At 43.5% G+C, this 17,478-nt stretch carries 20 protein-coding genes; 19 read left to right on the plus strand and 1 reads right to left on the minus strand.

Annotated features, from left to right (window positions below; all coding sequences use genetic code 11):
• Window positions 1-47 precede the first annotated feature (47 nt).
• A complete protein-coding gene (gene sstT / locus CYK18_RS00115; protein WP_101784392.1) occupies window positions 48-1,253 on the minus strand; it encodes a serine/threonine transporter SstT in 1,206 nt (401 codons plus the stop codon).
• A gap of 151 nt (window positions 1,254-1,404) precedes the next feature.
• Here sstT and CYK18_RS00120 point away from each other — a divergent pair, with 151 nt between their 5' ends.
• The 19 genes from CYK18_RS00120 to rsmB all read left to right on the plus strand — a co-directional run bounded on the left by CYK18_RS00120 (window position 1,405) and on the right by rsmB (window position 17,469).
• The gene (locus tag CYK18_RS00120) at window positions 1,405-1,971 is read left to right on the plus strand and encodes a mechanosensitive ion channel family protein (protein WP_001154854.1); all 567 of its coding nucleotides are present in this window, start codon (window positions 1,405-1,407) and stop codon (window positions 1,969-1,971) included.
• A gap of 51 nt (window positions 1,972-2,022) precedes the next feature.
• Window positions 2,023-2,931 carry a magnesium transporter CorA family protein gene (locus CYK18_RS00125; protein ID WP_033678022.1) on the plus strand — a complete coding sequence of 303 codons (909 nt, stop codon included), beginning with the start codon at window positions 2,023-2,025 and terminating at the stop codon, window positions 2,929-2,931.
• Window positions 2,932-2,945: 14 nt separating this feature from the next.
• Window positions 2,946-3,473, plus strand: a complete 528-nt coding sequence (locus tag CYK18_RS00130) for a YqeG family HAD IIIA-type phosphatase (protein ID WP_101784394.1) — start codon at window positions 2,946-2,948, stop codon at window positions 3,471-3,473.
• A 2-nt stretch (window positions 3,474-3,475) separates the two neighbouring features.
• A complete protein-coding gene (yqeH, locus tag CYK18_RS00135; protein WP_101784396.1) occupies window positions 3,476-4,582 on the plus strand; it encodes a ribosome biogenesis GTPase YqeH in 1,107 nt (368 codons plus the stop codon).
• 212 nt (window positions 4,583-4,794) lie between these two features.
• A complete protein-coding gene (yhbY, locus tag CYK18_RS00140) occupies window positions 4,795-5,106 on the plus strand; it encodes a ribosome assembly RNA-binding protein YhbY (protein ID WP_000060169.1) in 312 nt (103 codons plus the stop codon).
• Window positions 5,107-5,157: 51 nt separating this feature from the next.
• Complete coding sequence (locus tag CYK18_RS00145) at window positions 5,158-5,790, plus strand: nicotinate-nucleotide adenylyltransferase (RefSeq protein WP_060805462.1); 633 nt, start codon at window positions 5,158-5,160, stop codon at window positions 5,788-5,790.
• Window positions 5,787-6,380, plus strand: coding sequence for a bis(5'-nucleosyl)-tetraphosphatase (symmetrical) YqeK (gene yqeK / locus CYK18_RS00150; protein ID WP_101784398.1), 594 nt, complete (start codon window positions 5,787-5,789; stop codon window positions 6,378-6,380). The genes CYK18_RS00145 and yqeK overlap by 4 nt, the downstream gene beginning before the upstream one ends.
• Entirely contained in the window at window positions 6,381-6,881 is a 501-nt protein-coding gene (locus CYK18_RS00155) for a cysteine hydrolase family protein (protein WP_101784400.1), read from the plus strand.
• 12 nt (window positions 6,882-6,893) lie between these two features.
• Entirely contained in the window at window positions 6,894-7,247 is a 354-nt protein-coding gene (rsfS, locus tag CYK18_RS00160) for a ribosome silencing factor (protein WP_101776495.1), read from the plus strand.
• Between the two features lie 108 nt (window positions 7,248-7,355).
• Window positions 7,356-8,096, plus strand: coding sequence for a class I SAM-dependent DNA methyltransferase (locus CYK18_RS00165; RefSeq protein WP_025170714.1), 741 nt, complete (start codon window positions 7,356-7,358; stop codon window positions 8,094-8,096).
• Window positions 8,097-8,105: 9 nt separating this feature from the next.
• The gene (locus CYK18_RS00170) at window positions 8,106-9,203 is read left to right on the plus strand and encodes a nucleotidyltransferase (protein WP_101784402.1); all 1,098 of its coding nucleotides are present in this window, start codon (window positions 8,106-8,108) and stop codon (window positions 9,201-9,203) included.
• 131 nt (window positions 9,204-9,334) lie between these two features.
• Window positions 9,335-9,589: a type II toxin-antitoxin system Phd/YefM family antitoxin gene (locus tag CYK18_RS00175; RefSeq protein ID WP_000388572.1), complete on the plus strand. Its 255-nt coding sequence runs from the start codon at window positions 9,335-9,337 to the stop codon at window positions 9,587-9,589.
• Window positions 9,590-9,592: 3 nt separating this feature from the next.
• Window positions 9,593-9,847 carry a Txe/YoeB family addiction module toxin gene (locus tag CYK18_RS00180; protein WP_101784404.1) on the plus strand — a complete coding sequence of 85 codons (255 nt, stop codon included), beginning with the start codon at window positions 9,593-9,595 and terminating at the stop codon, window positions 9,845-9,847.
• 198 nt (window positions 9,848-10,045) lie between these two features.
• Window positions 10,046-11,659 (plus strand): ribonuclease Y, encoded by a 1,614-nt coding sequence (locus tag CYK18_RS00185; RefSeq protein WP_101784406.1) that lies wholly within the window; start codon window positions 10,046-10,048, stop codon window positions 11,657-11,659.
• A gap of 128 nt (window positions 11,660-11,787) precedes the next feature.
• Complete coding sequence (gmk, locus tag CYK18_RS00190) at window positions 11,788-12,414, plus strand: guanylate kinase (RefSeq protein WP_000775041.1); 627 nt, start codon at window positions 11,788-11,790, stop codon at window positions 12,412-12,414.
• 24 nt (window positions 12,415-12,438) lie between these two features.
• Entirely contained in the window at window positions 12,439-12,753 is a 315-nt protein-coding gene (gene rpoZ / locus CYK18_RS00195; protein WP_000979235.1) for a DNA-directed RNA polymerase subunit omega, read from the plus strand.
• Between the two features lie 65 nt (window positions 12,754-12,818).
• Window positions 12,819-15,215, plus strand: a complete 2,397-nt coding sequence (locus tag CYK18_RS00200; RefSeq protein WP_101784409.1) for a primosomal protein N' — start codon at window positions 12,819-12,821, stop codon at window positions 15,213-15,215.
• Window positions 15,216-15,227: 12 nt separating this feature from the next.
• On the plus strand, window positions 15,228-16,163 hold the full coding sequence (gene fmt / locus CYK18_RS00205) for a methionyl-tRNA formyltransferase (protein WP_101784412.1): 936 nt from the start codon (window positions 15,228-15,230) through the stop codon (window positions 16,161-16,163).
• Complete coding sequence (gene rsmB / locus CYK18_RS00210) at window positions 16,156-17,469, plus strand: 16S rRNA (cytosine(967)-C(5))-methyltransferase RsmB (RefSeq protein ID WP_180947985.1); 1,314 nt, start codon at window positions 16,156-16,158, stop codon at window positions 17,467-17,469. Before fmt ends, rsmB begins: the two co-directional genes overlap by 8 nt.
• Window positions 17,470-17,478 lie beyond the last annotated feature (9 nt).

The raw sequence follows: 17,478 nt of genomic DNA on the forward strand, positions 1-17,478 counted from the left end.
GAATAAAAGCGTAAAAGACAAGACCTGAGCAGGCTTGTCTTTATGGATTATTTTTTACGGGCTGCTGCATATTCGGCAACGGCGGTAAAGAGGACGTCTGTAGAAGAGTTGAGGGCTGTTTCACATGAGTCTTGGATGACACCAATCACAAATCCAACCCCAACAACTTGCATGGCAATATCGTTAGAAATACCGAAAAGGCTACAAGCAACTGGGATAAGAAGGAGGGAACCACCGGCAATACCAGAAGCACCACAGGCTGAAATAGCTGCTACCACACTAAGGACAAAAGCTGTCGCAAAGTCAACAGGGATTCCAAGAGTATTTACTGCAGCAAGAGTCAAAACGTTAATAGTAATCGCTGCCCCGGCCATGTTGATAGTAGAACCAAGTGGGATAGAAACAGAATAGGTATCTGGATCCAGTCCAAGGTCGTGACAAAGTTTCATGTTGACAGGGATGTTAGCCGCAGAACTACGAGTGAAGAAGGCTGTCACACCGCTAACACGCAAACATTTCCAAACGAGGGGATAAGGATTTCTCTTCATAAAGAGAAATGCAATCAATGGATTGACAACCAGAGCCACAAAGAACATAGTTGTCACCAAGAGGGCAAGCAAGATTCCGTAGTTGGCTAGGCTTCCGATTCCCTTATCAGAGATAGTTTTGAAGACAAGACCAAGGATTCCAAATGGTGCTAGGTTGATAATCCATTCGACAATTTTAGAAGTCACATCAGCCATAGTTTTCAGCAATTCTTTACTATTTTTGCTGGCTTCTCTCATAGCAATACCGAAGATAACTGCCCAAGATAGGATTCCAATGTAGTTGGCAGTGACGAGGGCGTTAACTGGATTGTCAACTAGTTTGAGCAAGAGGTTGCTGAGGACCTGTCCAATCCCATCTGGTGGAGTAATTTCTGTATTGGCACTATTCAAGGTAATTTCAACTGGAACGATGAAACTTGCTAGTACAGCGATGAGGGCGGCAGCAAAGGTTCCAACCAAGTAAAGGAAGATAACGGTTTTCATATTGCTATCTTGTCCTTTTTTATGTTGGGAAAGGGCATTGGCAACGAGGGCAAAGACTAGAATCGGTGCGATGGCTTTGAGGCCACCAACAAAGAGATCTCCGAGTAGGCCAATTCCTGAAATGTTAGGAAGTGTCAGTCCTAGAGTTCCTCCAATAAGCATGCCGATCAAGATACGTTTGATCAGACTTGCCTTATTCCAAGCATGAATGATTTTTTTCATAACAATCTCCTTTGTTGTGTAATGTTTATGATTATAGTATAAATATGAACTAAAATCAAGAATTTTCTGTCTATTTTTGAAATTATTTTTGAATATTTATGGAGAATGACACTTTATGAAAGTATGGTATAATAAATGAAAGGAGTTTTCTATGCAAGAATTTATTCAAACCTATCTCAATAAGCTTGATGTTACAGCGATTATCGAGAATATCTTAACCAAGTTACTTTCTCTTTTATTCTTATTTTTACTCTTTTATATAGCTAAGAAATTGCTCCATACCATGGTGCAGAGAATTGTTAAACCATCTCTAAAAATGTCTCGTCATGATGTCGGGCGTCAGAAAACCATCTCACGTCTGTTAGAAAATGTGTTTAATTATACCCTTTATTTCTTTTTACTCTACTGCATTTTGTCGATTTTAGGTTTGCCAGTTTCTAGTTTGCTGGCAGGTGCTGGAATCGCTGGGGTGGCTATTGGGATGGGAGCCCAAGGTTTTCTGTCTGATGTTATCAATGGCTTTTTCATCCTCTTCGAACGTCAACTGGATGTGGGGGATGAGGTTGTTCTGACAAATGGGCCTATTACTGTCTCGGGAAAGGTCGTCAGCGTTGGTATTCGAACAACACAACTCAGAGGAGAAGATCAGGTTCTGCACTTCGTCCCCAATCGGAATATCACTGTTGTCAGCAATTTCTCTCGTACAGACCAGGCCTGAAATTTTAGTAGATTTATGGTACAATAGAAAGAGTTTGGTAAAGGAGAGAAGATGTTTTTAGAAAAACAGTTGGGCAATGGTTGTACCTGGATTAACCTAGATTTGGACAAGTTGAAAAAACTAGAGGACCTTTCTGAAATCTACGGTTTGGACAAGGAAACGATTGAATACGCACTGGATAGGAATGAGCGTGCCCACATGGATTATCACCGCGAAAATGGGACTGTGACCTTTATCTACAATGTCTTGAACTTGAAAAAGGATAAGGCCTACTACGAAGCCTTTCCCATGACCTTTATCGTGGAACATCGTCGCCTGATTACCATTAGTAATACCAAGAACGCCTATGTCATTGAACAGATGACCCGTTATCTGGAGAGTCATGACACGCTTTCGATTTACAAGTTTCTCTTTGCCAGTCTGGAAATCATCAGCAATGCCTACTACCCTGTCATCGAGCAGATGGACAAGAGTAAGGATGAGGTTAATGGTCTCTTGCGTCAGCGGACGACCAAGAAAAATCTCTTTGCCCTTTCCGACTTGGAGACCGGTATGGTTTATCTTACTGCGGCTGCCAAGCAAAATCGCATGTTGTTGGAGCATATTCAAGGTCATGCCCTTTATCGTAGTTTTAACGAAATTGAGAGAGAACAGTTTGATGATGCCATGATTGAGGCTCATCAGCTGGTGTCCATGACAGACTTGATTTCACAAGTCCTTCAACAACTATCAGCATCTTACAACAACATCCTAAACAACAATCTGAATGATAATTTGACAACTTTGACCATCATTTCAGTCTTGCTAGCGGTTTTGGCAGTAGTGACAGGCTTTTTCGGAATGAATGTTCCGCTCCCTTTAACAGATGAGCCCCATGCTTGGCTCTACATCAGTTTAGCCAGTGCTGGGTTGTGGATTGTTTTGTCATTGTTATTAAGGAAAATTGCGAAAAAAAGTTAAGAAAAGGAGCCAGAATGGCGATTGAAAACTATATGCCAGATTTTGCTGTGGAAGCAGTCTATGATCTGACAGTCCCAAGCCTGCAGGCGCAGGGAATCAAGGCTGTTTTGGTCGATTTGGATAATACCCTCATTGCTTGGAACAACCCTGATGGGACGCCAGAGATGAAGCAATGGCTACATGATCTCCGTGACGCGGGCATTCGCATCATCGTGGTATCAAATAACACCAAAAAACGCGTCCAACGAGCAGTTGAGAAATTTGGGATTGACTACGTTTATTGGGCTCTGAAGCCCTTCACATTTGGGATTGATCGTGCTATGAAGGAATTCCACTATGAGAAAAGTGAAGTAGTCATGGTTGGCGACCAGCTCATGACAGATATACGAGCAGCCCACCGTGCAGGTATTCGCTCGATTTTAGTCAAACCCTTGGTCCAACATGACTCGATCAAAACGCAGATTAACCGAGCTCGTGAGCGCCGTGTCATGCGAAAAATCACTGAACAGTACGGACCGATTACATATAAAAAAGGAATTTAACTATGGAAGAAATTCTCTGTATTGGTTGTGGAGCAACCATTCAGACGACAGATAAGGCTGGTCTTGGTTTTACCCCCCAGTCGGCACTTGAAAAAGGTTTGGAGACTGGCGAAGTCTATTGCCAACGCTGTTTCCGTCTCCGCCACTATAATGAGATCACGGATGTTCAGTTGACAGACGATGATTTCCTCAAGCTCTTACACGAGGTGGGAGACAGTGATGCCTTAGTGGTCAATGTCATTGATATCTTTGACTTTAATGGCTCTGTCATCCCAGGCTTGCCACGTTTTGTATCAGGCAATGATGTCCTCTTGGTAGGAAATAAAAAAGATATCCTGCCCAAGTCTGTTAAACCAGGCAAGATTAGCCAGTGGCTCATGGAACGTGCCCACGAAGAAGGTCTTCGTCCAGTCGATGTCGTCCTAACTTCAGCCCAAAACAAGCATGCCATTAAGGAAGTCATTGACAAAATCGAGCATTACCGTAAGGGACGCGATGTCTATGTGGTCGGTGTAACCAACGTTGGAAAATCAACTCTTATCAATGCCATTATCCAAGAGATCACGGGTGACCAGAACGTCATCACAACTTCTCGTTTTCCAGGAACAACCTTGGACAAGATTGAGATTCCGCTTGACGACGGATCTTATATCTACGATACGCCGGGAATCATCCACCGTCACCAGATGGCCCACTACTTGACGGCTAAAAACCTCAAGTATGTCAGTCCTAAAAAGGAAATCAAGCCTAAAACCTATCAGCTCAATCCTGAACAAACTCTGTTTTTAGGAGGCTTGGGACGATTTGACTTCATATCAGGAGAAAAGCAAGGTTTCACTGCCTTCTTTGACAATGAATTGAAACTCCACCGAACCAAGCTCGAAGGAGCGAGTGCCTTTTACGACAAGCACCTCGGAACTCTTCTGACACCACCAAATAGCAAGGAAAAAGAAGATTTCCCAAAATTAGTTCAACATGTCTTTAATATCAAGGACAAGACAGACCTAGTCATCTCAGGACTCGGCTGGATCCGCGTAACAGGCACCGCCAAAGTTGCCGTCTGGGCACCAGAAGGCGTCGCAGTCGTCACACGAAAAGCAATTATTTAAAATGAAATCACTGAGCGAACAAAGTGAGCTCATAAAAAGATAGTTATTGCCGTGGTGTCTTGCCAATCTATTGATTGGCAAGGGGCACAATTGAGACCAAGGCTCAATTGTGAGGTCAGGAAATCCATTTTTCAAAGATGAGATCTTTGGAAAATTAGTTCCGACCGTCCCTCACCACCTAAAATAACTATCAAAAAACAAGGAAGAAAATTATGTCATTAACATCAAAACAACGTGCCTTCCTCAACAGCCAGGCACATACCCTCAAACCCATCATCCAAATCGGGAAAAATGGACTGAACGACCAAATCAAAACTAGCGTCCGTCAAGCTCTTGACGCTCGTGAATTGATCAAGGTAACTCTTTTACAAAACACAGATGAAAATATCCACGAAGTCGCTGAAATTTTGGAAGAAGAAATCGGTGTGGATACAGTCCAAAAAATCGGACGCATCTTGATTTTGTTTAAACAGTCTAGCAAGAAAGAGAATCGCAAGATTTCTAAAAAAGTCAAAGAAATCTAGGAAACCTACTCCAAATAACTGTTTTTACAGAGAAATAAAGGAGACTAGCCTATGGCAATCGAACTATTGACTCCCTTTACCAAGGTAGAGTTGGAGCCAGAAATCAAGGAGAAAAAACGCAAACAAGTCGGGATTTTAGGGGGGAATTTTAACCCTGTTCACAATGCCCATCTCATTGTTGCGGACCAAGTACGGCAACAGTTGGGACTGGACCAGGTTCTGCTCATGCCTGAATACCAACCTCCTCACGTAGATAAAAAAGAAACCATCCCTGAACACCATCGCCTCAAGATGTTGGAGTTGGCTATCGAGGGGATTGAAGGCCTAGCCATTGAAACCATCGAGTTGGAGCGTAAGGGTATTTCCTACACCTACGACACCATGAAAATCTTGACAGAGCAACATCCTGACACGGATTATTACTTTATTATCGGAGCTGATATGGTGGACTATCTGCCTAAGTGGTATCGAATTGATGAGCTGGTAGACATGGTTCAGTTTGTGGGGGTTCAGCGCCCACGCTACAAGGCTGGAACTTCTTACCCAGTTATCTGGGTGGATGTGCCTCTCATGGATATCTCATCCAGCATGGTGCGTGACTTCATGGCCCAAGGTCGGAAACCCAACTTTCTCCTACCTCAGCCTGTGCTAGATTACATCGAGAAGGAGGGGCTCTACTGGTGACCTATCAAGACTATATCAACTGCTCTCGTGAGGCTTTGTTGGAAAAAATGGCAGAGCTTCTACCTGAAAAACGTTTAACTCATTGTCTAGGTGTGGAGCGTGCAGCCATAGAACTGGCCCAGCGATTTGGAGTCGATACCGAGAAAGCAGGACTAGCAGGCCTTCTTCATGACTACGCTAAGAAGCTGTCAGATCAGGAATTTTTGGGCTTGATTGACCATTATCAGCTAGATCCTGATCTCAAAAACTGGGGCAATAATGTTTGGCATGGAATGGTTGGCATCTACAAGATTCAGGAAGATTTGGATTTGCATGATCCGGAAATCTTGCGAGCTATTGAAATCCATACAGTCGGAGCTGGTCAGATGACCGACTTAGATAAGGTTATCTACGTCGCAGACTACATCGAGCACAATCGCGCCTTTCCAGGAGTAGATGTGGCGCGTGAGATTGCAAGTTTGTCACTTAATAAGGCAGTAGCTTATGAGACAGCTCGCACTGTGGAGCATCTAGCTCATCAGGGATTCCCTATCTATCCCCAAACCCTTGAAACCTATAACGCCTTTGTGAACTATTTGAAAGAGGACTAAATGAAGACGGCTTTTATAATCATTGATGTTCAGAATATTTTAGTGGAAACAGGTTTTAAGACAGAGAGACTATTGGAAAAAATTTCTTATTTACAAAACCAAGCTAGAAGCAAGAATATCGAAATTATCTATGTTCAACATATTGAGGATTTTGAAGCTCAAACATCAGAAGATTGGCAGATATCTGGACTTTTAAATCGAAAACCTAATGAAAAGGTCTTTCAGAAGAAGTATAACAGTATTTTCAAAGAAACTGGTTTAAAAGAATACTTGGATAAACAGGGGATTGAAAAATTAGTTTTATGTGGTATGCAGACAGAATATTGTGTGGATACCTCTGTCAAGGTTGCCTTTGAATATGGCTATCAGCTTATTATTCCAGAAGGAACTTGCACAACGTTTGATGGGGATGACATTCCAGCAGAAACGATTAATGAATTTTATGAGGACATTTGGGAGGAGCGCTTTGCAGATGTCCTAGATTACAAACATATTTTCTAAAAAGAGGACTAAATGAACGAAAAAGAATTACTAGAACTAGTCGTGAAAGCGGCTGATGAGAAACGTGCGGAGGATATCCTCGCACTTGACGTACAAGATTTGACTAGTGTGACGGACTACTTTGTCATCACTAGCTCTATGAATAGCCGTCAGTTGGATGCTATCGCTGACAATATCCGTGAAAAAGTAGCTCAAGCAGGCTTTAAAGGCAGTCATGTCGAAGGCGATGCAGCTGGAGGCTGGGTTTTGCTAGACCTAGGTGCTATCGTTGTGCATATCTTCTCAGAAGAAATGCGTGCCCACTATAACCTAGAAAAACTATGGCATGAGGCGGATTCAGTAGATATTTCAGAAGCTCTTGCTTAGAAGATGAACTCAGTTGTAGTCAACTGGGTTTCTTTGCTTATTTTAGAAAATTGATGGAAAGGTAAAGAGCGAGTGGTGTTTGCCATAGAGGCTCTTGGTATCATGATTATGGCAACTTATGAAACCTTTGCGGCGGTCTATGATGCGGTCATGGATGACAGTTTATACGATAAATGGACTGATTTTTCTCTGCGTCATTTGCCTAAGACCAAGGAGAAAAAGAAACTTTTGGAATTGGCTTGTGGGACAGGTATCCAGTCTGTTCGCTTCTCTCAGGCTGGTTTTGATGTGACTGGACTTGACTTGAGTGGGGATATGTTGAAGATTGCGGAGAAGAGAGCGACTTCAGCCAAGCAAAAGATTGATTTTATTGAAGGCAATATGCTGGATTTGTCCAAGGCAGGTCAATATGATTTTGTCACTTGTTATTCGGACTCAATCTGTTACATGCAGGATGAGGTGGAAGTCGGGGACGTTTTTAAAGAAGTCTATAATGCTCTCAACGAAGATGGTGTCTTTATCTTTGATGTGCATTCGACCTACCAGACGGACGAGGTTTTTCCAGGCTATTCCTACCATGAAAATGCGGAAGATTTCGCTATGCTTTGGGATACCTATGAGGATGCGACGCCTCACTCCATCGTGCATGAGTTGACTTTCTTTGTCAAGGAAGCGGATGGCTCCTTTAGTCGTCACGATGAAGTGCATGAGGAGCGGACCTATGAGGTCTTGACCTATGATATTTTGCTGGAACAGGCCGGATTTAAGTCTTTCAAACTCTATGCAGACTTTGAGGACAAAGAGCCTACAGAAACTAGCACCCGTTGGTTTTTTGTCGCGCAGAAGTAGGAGATTACTATGACAATCACGGGTATTATCGCGGAGTTTAATCCTTTTCATAATGGACACAAATACCTGCTGGATCAGGCTGAGGGGCTGAAAATCGTAGCTATGTCAGGGAATTTCATGCAACGAGGAGAGCCTGCAATTGTGGATAAGTGGACACGGGCCCAGATGGCACTGGAAAATGGCGCAGACTTGGTAGTGGAATTGCCATTTTTAGTCAGTGTTCAGGCGGCAGATTTCTTTGGCCAAGGAGCTGTGAATATCTTAGCCCAGTTAAGAATTGATAACCTAACCTTTGGGACGGAGGAAGTTCTAGATTATCAAAAAATCGCTGACTTATACACAGAGAAAGGTGCTGAGATGGAGCAATTTGTGGAAAATCTGCCTGATTCCCTTTCCTATCCCCAGAAGACCCAAGCCATGTGGAAAGAATTTGCAGATCTTGATTTTTCAGGCAATACACCCAATCATGTCCTTGCTCTTGCTTATGCCAAGGCGGTTGCTGGACGAAACATCAAGCTCCATCCGATTCAGCGTCAGGGGGCTGGTTACCATTCTGTGGACAAGGATGTGGACTTTGCCTCGGCGACGGCCCTCCGTCAGCACCAGAAGGACCAAGACTTCTTAGACCACTTTATGCCTTCTGTTGCCCTTTTTGAGCAGGCTAGTAAGGTGAGCTGGGATGACTATTTTCCCTTGCTCCGCTATCAAATCTTGTCAAATCTCGACCTAACCACTATCTATCAGGTTAATGAAGAAATAGCTGTGCGCATTAATGAAGCTATTAAAACAGCCCAGTCTGTGGAAGAATTGGTTGAAGCGGTTGCGACCAAGCGGTACACCAAGGCGCGTGTCAGACGCCTCTTAACCTATATCTTGGTGCAGGCTAGAGAAAGTGACTTGCCAGAAGGGATTCATGTCCTTGGATTTACTGAAAAAGGCAGGCAACACCTTAAGTCTCTGAAAGGGCAGGTCAATCTAGTCAGCCGAATTGGTAAAGAACCCTGGGATGCCATGACTCAAAAGGCAGACCAGATTTATCAACTTGGAAATCCAAGTATAGCAGAGCAGAATTTTGGAAGAGTGCCGTTTATAATAGAAACAAACTAAGTCTACTGAAAGGTAGGCTTTTTGAGATTTTTTACGAATAAATAGATAGAAAAGAAAATCTTGTACAAGTTCCTGACAATTTCTTTCTTTTCGTGTATAATAGTGGAAAAGAGGTAAAACGAGGTATGGTTATGGAAGCAGTTCTTTACTCAACATTCCGAAATCATTTAAAAGACTACATGAAGAAGGTAAATGATGAATTTGAGCCTTTGACGGTGGTCAATAAAAATCCAGACGAGGACATTGTAGTACTTTCAAAGAGTGAGTGGGATAGTATTCAGGAAACCCTGAGAATTGCTCAAAATAAGGAACTTTCTGATAAGGTTTTGCGAGGAATGGCTCAAGTCCGTGCTGGAAGTACTCAGGTCCATGTTATTGAGGAGTGAGAAATGCTACTCAAGTTTACAGAAGATGCGTGGGCAGATTATTGCTACTGGCAAACTCAGGACAAGAAAACGTTAAAAAGAATCAATAAACTAATCAAGGATATTCAACGTGATCCCTTTACAGGAATAGGTAAGCCAGAACCACTCAAGTATGACTACCAAGGAGCCTGGTCACGTCGTATCGACGCAGAAAATCGCTTGATTTATATGATGGATGGAGATGGCGTGGCTTTCTTGTCCTTTAAAGATCATTACTAAGTCTACTGAAAGGTGGGCTTTTTTTAATCTCTGCGAAACAACTGTTTCTAATCAACAAGGATTTAACAATTTTATTTAGTGATTATGACCTAAATTCCTCAAAACATATTCTATTTTAAGTTTGTGAAAATCACTTTTTTATGGTAGAATGTAAAAGAATGTATGTCATTCGGAATAACAATAAAATGAGGTAAAAACATGGAAATCATGTCGCTTGCGATTGCTGTTTTTGCCGTCATCATTGGTTTAGTCATTGGATATGTCAGCATCTCAGCTAAGATGAAATCATCTCAGGAAGCTGCGGAGTTGATGCTTTTAAATGCTGAACAAGAAGCAACTAATTTACGTGGACAAGCTGAGCGTGAAGCAGATTTACTTGTTAATGAAGCCAAGCGTGAAAGCAAGTCTCTTAAAAAAGAAGCACTATTGGAGGCCAAAGAAGAAGCCAGAAAATACCGTGAAGAAGTGGACGCTGAATTCAAATCAGAACGTCAAGAACTCAAACAAATCGAAAGTCGTTTGACAGAGAGAGCTACTAGCCTCGACCGTAAGGACGACAATTTGACGAGTAAAGAACAAACACTTGAACAAAAAGAACAAAGTATTTCTGATAGAGCGAAAAACCTTGATGCGCGTGAAGAGCAATTAGAGGAAGTCGAAAGACAAAAAGAAGCAGAACTAGAGCGTATTAGTGCCCTGTCTCAGGCAGAAGCACGAGATATTATCTTGGCACAGACAGAGGAAAACTTGACCAAGGAGATTGCTAGCCGTATTCGCGAAGCTGAGCAAGAGGTCAAGGAACGTTCTGACAAAATGGCTAAGGACATCTTGGTTCAAGCTATGCAACGTATCGCTGGTGAATATGTAGCGGAGTCAACAAACTCAACGGTTCATCTGCCAGACGATACTATGAAGGGACGCATTATTGGTCGTGAAGGTCGTAACATTCGTACCTTTGAAAGTTTGACAGGGGTTGATGTCATTATCGACGATACGCCAGAAGTGGTGACCTTGTCAGGTTTTGACCCGATTCGTCGTGAAATTGCCCGTATGACTATGGAAATGTTGCTCAAGGATGGTCGTATCCACCCAGCTCGTATCGAAGAGTTGGTTGAGAAAAACCGTCAAGAGATTGACAATAAGATTCGTGAATACGGTGAGGCTGCTGCCTATGAAATTGGGGCACCAAACCTTCATCCAGACTTGATGAAAATCATGGGTCGCTTGCAGTTCCGTACTTCATATGGACAAAATGTCTTGCGTCATTCGATTGAGGTTGCTAAGTTGGCTGGTATCATGGCGAGCGAACTTGGTGAAAATGCGGCTCTTGCCCGTCGTGCTGGATTCCTTCACGATATCGGGAAAGCTATTGACCGCGAGGTTGAAGGTAGCCACGTTGAAATCGGTATGGAATTGGCTCGCAAGTACAAGGAACATCCAGTTGTGGTGAATACGATTGCTAGCCACCACGGTGATGTTGAGCCTGAGAGCGTCATTGCAGTGATCGTCGCTGCAGCAGATGCCTTGAGTGCAGCTCGTCCAGGTGCTCGTAGTGAGTCTCTTGAAAGCTATATCAAGCGTCTTCATGATTTGGAAGAAATTGCGAACGGCTTTGAAGGGGTACAAAATAGCTTTGCCCTTCAAGCAGGACGTGAAATCCGTATCATGGTCAATCCAGGACAAATCAAGGACGACAAAGTCACAATCTTGGCTCACAAAGTTCGTGAGAAAATTGAAAACAATCTCGATTACCCAGGAAATATCAAGGTAACCGTGATTCGTGAGCTTCGTGCAGTAGATTATGCTAAATAAATAAGAAAGAGCAGTTGAAAAATTACTGCTTTTTTGTTACACTAGATAGAAAGACTGTAAAGGATAATCTGGCTTTTTGCTATTATTCTAGAGAAATGTTATTTCACAGACTGACTAAAGGAGACACAATGGCAGACCGAGGCTTACTAATCGTTTTTTCTGGTCCTTCAGGGGTTGGAAAAGGAACGGTTAGAAGAGAGATTTTTGAGAGTTCTGAAAACCAATTTCAATACTCTGTATCGATGACGACACGCGCACAACGTCCTGGAGAAGTGGACGGTGTTGACTATTTCTTCCGTACTCGCGAAGAGTTTGAAGAGCTGATTCGTCAAGGACAGATGTTGGAATACGCAGAATATGTCGGCAACTACTATGGAACTCCTCTGACCTATGTCAATGAAACCTTGGACAAGGGAATCGATGTTTTTCTTGAAATTGAAGTTCAAGGCGCTCTTCAGGTCAAGAAAAAGGTTCCAGATGCTGTCTTTATCTTCCTGACACCACCAGATCTTGATGAATTGCAAGATCGTTTGGTAGGTCGTGGAACAGATAGTGCAGAAGTGATTGCCCAACGAATCGAAAAAGCCAAGGAAGAAATTGCCCTCATGCGTGAGTATGATTATGCGATTGTCAACGATCAGGTGCCCCTAGCTGCTGAGCGTGTCAAACGTGTTATCGAAGCAGAGCACTTCCGTGTGGATCGTGTCATTGGTCACTATCAGGAGATGTTACCAAAGTCTCCAACTACTCGATAAAATTTAGAAAATAGGTACAAGCAAATGATGTTAAAACCCTCTATTGATACCTTGCTCGACAAGGTTCCTTCAAAATATTCACTCGTAATCTTGGAAGCAAAACGTGCCCACGAATTGGAAGCAGGTGCGCCAGCAACTCAAGGTTTCAAGTCTGAAAAATCAACTCTTCGTGCTTTAGAAGAAATCGAATCAGGAAACGTTACAATTCACCCAGATCCAGAAGGAAAACGTGAAGCGGTGCGTCGCCGTATCGAAGAAGAAAAACGCCGCAAAGAAGAAGAAGAAAAGAAAATCAAAGAGCAAATTGCTAAAGAAAAAGAAGATGGTGAAAAAATTTAAGGTTGGGGGGACTCAATCTTATTTTTTCTATTGCAAGAATGTACTGACAAGGAGGAGGTGAGAAGATGGCTATAGCCAAGATTATCGTAGATGTGCCCTTGATGCAGACGGACCAGCCCTATAGTTACAGGATTCCTGAGGAATTTGAGGGAATGCTGGAAGTTGGGATGCGGGTTCATGTGCCTTTTGGTAAGGGAAATCGTCTGATTCAAGGGATTGTTCTTGGTTTGGAGTTCCAATCGGATGAAGAAGAGGCTAATCAAGATTTAAAAGATATTGCAGAGGTGCTGGATTTTTCTCCTGTTCTCACGCAAGAACAACTCTGGCTGGCTGAGGAGCTCCGCAAGTCCGTCTTTTCTTATAAAATCTCCATCCTCAAGGCTATGTTACCAGGGTTTCTGAACTCCAGCTATGACAAGATTCTCTATCCTCTGGCAGGTCTGAGTCATGAAGACCGAGAGCGCTTGTTTGGTTCAGAGGATTCGCTTGCCTTTTCTTCTCTGGATTTAGCTAAGCAAGCTGAAATGATGCGTTTGACTAGAAAAGGCCTGCTTGGTCTGGAGTATCAGGCAGTCGATCAAAAGAAGGTCAAGACCCAGTCTTGGTATGAGGTAGACCTTGTTCAGTTAGAAGGTGTAGAGATTTCTACACGCGCCAAGAAAAAGTTAGAACTGAGAGACTATTTGCTGTCTCATCCAGAGAGTGCTTCCTTGGCTAGTTTGTTAGAGTCCTACTCGCGGGAGCAAGTCAACTTCTTTGTGGAACAAGGTGCTGTGACCATAGTCCAAAAGGAAGTGCAACGCTCAGCTGCTTATTTTGAAGGCATTGAGGCAAGTCGGCCTTTGGAATTGAATCCAGAGCAAAGACAGGCGTGTGATGCGGTTGTCAGTGCGATTGGCAGTCATCAGCCACCCTTCCTCCTTCAAGGGATTACAGGAAGTGGGAAGACCGAGGTTTACTTGCAGATTATCCAAGGAGCCTTGGACAAGGTCAAGACAGCTATTTTGCTGGTACCTGAGATTTCCCTGACTCCACAAATGACGGAGCGTTTTATTGCTCGATTTGGTGAGAAAGTGGCCATTCTTCACTCAGGCTTGTCTAATGGTGAAAAATATGATGAATGGCGCAAAGTGGAACGTGGCGATGCTCAAGTTGTGGTTGGTGCCAGATCGGCCATCTTTGCTCCGTTGAAAAATCTAGGTGTTATGATTATCGATGAAGAGCATGAAGCGACTTATAAGCAGGACAGTAATCCCCGTTATCATGCTAGAGAGGTAGCTATTTTACGGGCTCAGTATAATCAAGCAGCCCTGGTACTTGGTTCAGCAACTCCTAGTCTGGAAAGCCGTGCTCGCGCTGGCAAAGGTGTCTATCAACATTTACGTCTGACCCAACGCGCCAATCCTTTAGCTAGGATCCCTGAGGTTCAAGTGGTTGACTTTCGTGACTATATTGGACAAAACGAGACGTCAAACTTTACGCCTCCCTTGCTAGAAGCCATTCAAGATCGTCTAGCTAAAAAAGAGCAGGTAGTTCTTATGCTCAATCGCCGTGGTTATTCTAGCTTTGTTATGTGTCGGGAGTGTGGAACGGTGGATACTTGTCCCAACTGTGACATTTCCTTGACCTTGCACATGGATACCAAGACTATGAACTGCCATTATTGTGGTTTTTCGAAGGATATTCCTCACGTTTGCCCCAACTGTAAGAGTCGCAGTATTCGTTACTACGGGACGGGAACTCAGAAGGCTTATGACGAGCTAGCAGAACTCTTTCCGCAAGCCCGTATTTTGCGGATGGATGTGGATACGACCCGTAAGAAAGGTAGTCACCAAGCTCTTCTTGACCAGTTTGGACGAGGTGAAGCGGACATATTGCTTGGTACACAGATGATTGCTAAGGGATTGGATTTTCCAAATGTAACCCTAGTCGGAGTGCTCAATGCGGATACGGCATTGAATCTACCAGATTTCCGTTCTTCTGAGAGAACCTTCCAACTTTTGACTCAGGTGGCAGGTCGGGCAGGACGTGCTGAAAAAGTTGGGCAGGTCTTGATTCAGTCTTACAATCCTCAGCACTATGCTATTCGATTTGCAAAAGACCAGGACTACGAAGGCTTTTATGCCTATGAAATGGGTATCAGACGACAACTTGGTTATCCGCCTTACTATTTCACCATTGGCATTACCCTTTCTCATAAGAAAGAAGAAGAGGTTGTCAAACGTGCTTATGAAGTCATGAACATTTTGCGATCAGGCTTGTCAGAGACCAGTCACATTCTGGGGCCGACGCCTAAACCTATTGCCCGTACCCACAACCTCTATCATTACCAGATTTTAATTAAATACCGTTTAGAAGATGAGCTGGGGACGACCCTCAACCAGGTTTTGGCCTTGACTCAAGAACGGGAAAATAGTGAGCTCCGTCTCAGCATTGACCATGAGCCACAGCAATTTTTATAAGAAGGAGAAGATATGACAAAATTAATCTTTATGGGGACACCCGACTTTTCAGCAACAGTCTTAAAAGGTCTTTTGACAGATGACCGTTACGAAATTCTAGCCGTTGTGACCCAGCCAGACCGTGCTGTAGGCCGTAAAAAAGTTATCCAAGAAACACCAGTCAAGCAGGCTGCCAAGGAAGCAGGTCTTCCTATCTATCAACCTGAAAAATTATCTGGAAGTCCAGAGATGGAAGCTATTATGAAGCTAGGAGCAGATGGAATTGTGACTGCTGCTTTTGGGCAGTTTCTCCCAAGTAAACTCCTTGATAGCATGGATTTTGCGATCAACGTTCACGCTTCCCTCCTTCCTAAACATCGTGGTGGTGCGCCTATCCATTATGCCTTGATTCAAGGTGATGAGGAAGCTGGTGTGACCATTATGGAAATGGTTAAGGAAATGGATGCAGGAGATATGATTTCTCGTCGCAGTATTCCAATCATGGATGAGGACAATGTTGGCACCTTGTTTGAGAAATTAGCGTTAGTTGGTCGCGCTTTGCTTTTAGACACTCTGCCGGCCTATATTGCTGGGGAAATCAAACCTGAACCACAGGATCCAAGTCAGGTTACTTTCTCGCCAAATATCAAGCCAGAGGAAGAAAAACTGGACTGGAACAAAACCAATCGTCAACTTTTTAACCAGATCCGTGGGATGAACCCGTGGCCTGTTGCCCATACTTTCCTTAAGGGCGACCGCTTTAAGATTTATGAAGCTCTAGCTGTAGAAGGTCAGGGAAATCCAGGTGAGATCCTCTCTATTGGCAAGAAAGAATTGATTGTTGCAACGGCAGAAGGAGCTTTATCTCTCAAACAAGTGCAGCCAGCGGGTAAACCTAAGATGGACATTGCTTCCTTCCTCAACGGAGTTGGACGTACATTGACTGTAGGAGAACGATTTGGTGACTAAAGTAGAAACGGCTAGAAGTTTAGCCCTAGCGGTATTAGAAGATGTCTTTATCAATCAAGCATACTCAAATATCGCCTTAAATAAGCATCTCAAGGGAAGTCAGCTCTCTGCAGCAGACAAGGGTTTGGTAACCGAGCTGGTCTATGGAACGGTAGCCCGCAAACTCACCTTAGAATGGTATCTATCACACTTTATCGAAGACAGAGACCAGTTAGACAGTTGGCTTTATGTCCTTCTTCTCATGAGTGCCTACCAGATCCGCTATTTGAACAAGATCCCAGACCATGCTGTGGTCAATGAAGCAGTAGAATTGGCCAAAGTCCGTAAAAAAGGCAGTGAAAAATTGGTCAACGCCGTCCTTCGCCGTATCTTGCGTGAAGGGTGGCCAGATATTGCTAGCATCAAACGAAAAAACAAGCGTGATTCCATTGCCTATTCCCTTCCGGTTTGGTTGGTGTCTAAACTTAAGGAAGAATACGGAGAAGAGCGAGCGCAAGCTATTTTTGAAAGCCTTTTGGTGCGAAACAAAGCCAGTATTCGTGTGACTGATTTAAGCCGAAAAGAGGAAATCCAAACCTTGTTGGAGGCCAGTGATTCATCCTTGTCTCCTTCTGGTTTGGTTAAGGAGCAGGGGCATTTTGCAGGCCATGATTTGTTTGCGGAGGGAGCCATTACCATCCAAGACGAGTCCAGTCAGCTGGTTGCTCCGACGCTTGATTTACAAGGCAATGAGCAGGTTCTAGATGCCTGTGCGGCTCCGGGTGGGAAAACAGCCCATATAGCCTCTTATCTCACGACAGGTCAGGTTACTGCTCTGGACCTTTACGATCACAAGTTGGACTTAATCCAAGAAAATGCGGAGCGTTTAGGGGTTGCAGAACGGGTTCAAAGGCAAAAATTGGATGCCAGAAAGGTGCATGAGTTTTTTGGTCAGGATTCATTTGATAAGATTTTGGTAGATGCTCCCTGTTCAGGGATCGGTCTTCTGCGCCGAAAACCAGATATCAAATACAATAAAGAAACGGCAGATTTCGCGTCCTTACAGGAAATTCAGCTAGAAATATTAGGTAGTGTTTGTCAAACACTACGCAAAGGTGGTATAATAACTTATAGTACCTGTACTATTGTCTCAGAGGAGAATTTTCAAGTCGTTGAGGCGTTTTTAGAAAGTCATCCTGAGTTCGAGCAGGTAAAACTAGAACATGAATGTAAGGATATCATGAAAGACGACTGTATCCTCATTACACCTGAATTGTATGGAAGTGATGGATTCTTCATCAGTCAATTTCGCAAGATATCGGATTAGGAAGGAACT

Source organism: Streptococcus mitis (assembly GCF_002860865.1).
GTDB lineage: Bacteria > Bacillota > Bacilli > Lactobacillales > Streptococcaceae > Streptococcus > Streptococcus mitis_AT.